At 27.5% G+C, this 2319-nt stretch carries 3 protein-coding genes; all 3 read right to left on the bottom strand.

Translation table 11 applies throughout. From position 1 onward, the window contains the following. Positions 1-157: 157 nt before the first annotated feature. On the bottom strand, positions 158-613 hold the full coding sequence (locus MR593_RS00650; protein WP_290685809.1) for a MarR family winged helix-turn-helix transcriptional regulator: 456 nt from the start codon (positions 611-613) through the stop codon (positions 158-160). Between the two features lie 222 nt (positions 614-835). After that, the gene (locus MR593_RS00655) at positions 836-1651 is read right to left on the bottom strand and encodes an energy-coupling factor ABC transporter ATP-binding protein (protein ID WP_290685811.1); all 816 of its coding nucleotides are present in this window, start codon (positions 1649-1651) and stop codon (positions 836-838) included. After that, on the bottom strand, positions 1644-2319 hold a 676-nt coding region (gene cbiQ, locus MR593_RS00660), incomplete at its 5' end, for a cobalt ECF transporter T component CbiQ (RefSeq protein WP_290685813.1). The genes cbiQ and MR593_RS00655, both read right to left, overlap by 8 nt.

A 2319-nucleotide genomic window follows, 5' to 3' on the forward strand; every position in this document is an offset into this window, starting at 1 on the left:
TTGCATTTTCAACCTAAAAAAAATATAATTTTATTAGGTTTATTTGTTATGCCAATTTTTAATATGTGAAATCAAAAAGTGAACCTATCGGTTATTGATCCTGTCGAGAATCATTTTTTATCATATCAAGTTAACAAAACCCATTTAATAATTATAATTATTTTTTATTTGATTTTACTTTCATCCATTCTAAATCTACATTTGTACTAATTCGATTCACAAAATTCAAAACTAACTCCTTCTCATCATCAGAAAATCCTTTTAAACATATCTCTATTTGTTTGTTTTCCTGTTTTATAATTTCGTCGTATAGCTTTTTCCCTTCCTCTGTTGCTATCAAATTATAAGCTCTTCTATCTTGTTTATCTGTCTCCTTTTTTACATAATTTAAATCAATTAGCTTATTAACAGCTTTTGTAGTCGTTGTTTTATCTACTTTCAGCATATTTGATAATTCTATAAAACTTATATTTGGATTCTCGCATATCCTCGTTAAAAATATAAACTGACCCTTTTTCAATCCATACCTTTTGTTTTCTACATCACTCATATAATGTATCGCTCTAGATAAAGTACCTATATCTCTTAATAAATGGTTATCTAAATTTTTCATTATTATTCAATCACCTATCTATACTCAAAATTTATATTCCATAAAATTAGTTGAACCTTCAACTATATTTATATAGTAGCTCATATTAGTTGAACTTTCAACTATTTTCTAATAAAAAAAATCCCCAGAACTTTTGGAGTAATCCTGGGGTACCTATTATAGGTTAAGGGTTATTTTATTTTCAAACTATTTTATTATAAAATAGGTTGAGGGCAATTTCATTTATACAGTCTTCTGTTCTCTATGATTCCAGTAGCTGTATAGGTCTTCTTCTTTTGTAAATAAAGGCAATCCCATATGTTTGTGAACCTTCACAAGCCATGGTAATTCAAGACCAGCTTCGTCGATTTTTTCTTCATTGACGAAAACCTCTTCTCTAGTACCTTCATTTATAAGGTGTCCTTGATTTAAAACGTATACATAGTCACATATTTCATAAATTAAATTCATATCGTGACTAGATATTACGATTTTAACACCTCTGTCATTAAGACCCTTTATTATGTCTACAATAGCTCTAGTGCTTATTGGATCTAAGCCTGCTGTAGGCTCATCTAACAATACTAATTTATTTTCCATAGCGACTACAGATGCTATTGCGACTCTTTTTTTCTGACCAAAGCTCAAGTTGTGAACCGGTCTATCTATAAATTCTAAACCATTTACTGCTTCTAAAGCATTGGTAATTCTCTTTTTTATTGTTTTTTCATCTATACCTATATTTCTAAGTGCAAAAGCAATATCATCATATACCATTGAGTAGAATATTTGCTTTTCTGGATCTTGGAATACTATCCCAACTTCCTTTCTTAGATTGTATAAGCTTTTTTTATCGTATTTTATTTGTTCTCCCTTATATAGTATTTCTCCTTCTGTTGATTTCAAAATTCCCATAAGATTGTTGAATAAAGTAGACTTTCCAGAACCATTTGATCCTATGATTCCTATTACCTCTCCTTTATCGAAGTCCATACTTACATTATCGAGAGCCTTTCTAGTTTTATCATATTGATATGTTAAATTATTTATTTTAAACATCTTTACTATCCCCTACTATATGAAATGTGCCGTCAAATAGTTTCATATCTAAAGCTATACTCATTTCATCATATCTTATCATCATTCTCTTAAACAGCATATTTACTAAAAGTCCAAATGAATGATACCCATTTTTTAAATTTATATATCCAAATCTAAGCTCCTGTGATGTTCTTATATCAGAAACCTCCTCCATAAATATAAATATAAATCTATACATGAGCATCGATAATTCCAACACTATATCTGGTAAATGCAACTTTTTAAATATAAATATAAGCTGATTAAAAGGTGTTGTCAACATTATAAAATATATACATGTCAAACACGACAACGCTCTAAAAAACAAGTGCATAGATGTATCTATAGATGTGTTAGAAACTCCTATATATAAACCTCCTATTTTTATGTAATGAAGTAAAACAGATTTATCACTTGAAAAATTTATCAAAATCATTATGATACTTATTACTAAAAAAGCAAGTGGTATTTTTATAAAATGTATATAGTCTTTAAAATCTATTTTAGCAATTCCAACTATTGTGATACTCATACCTAATATTATCAATATAGATAATACATTGTAAGGACTAATTAATGATATTATCAAAAATAACATACCTATGCTAAATTTTATATTTGGATTAACTTTAAATAATTTATTTTTA

The sequence above is a fragment of the Intestinibacter sp. genome (assembly GCF_022780145.1).
Taxonomy (GTDB): Bacteria; Bacillota; Clostridia; order Peptostreptococcales; family Peptostreptococcaceae; genus Intestinibacter.

Excerpts from the sequence above, each read along its gene's own strand:
- MR593_RS00655 (WP_290685811.1), bottom strand. The coding sequence starts at position 1,651 with ATGTTTAAAATAAATAATTTAACATATCAATATGATAAAACTAGAAAG.
- MR593_RS00650 (WP_290685809.1), bottom strand. The coding sequence starts at position 613 with ATGAAAAATTTAGATAACCATTTATTAAGAGATATAGGTACTTTATCT.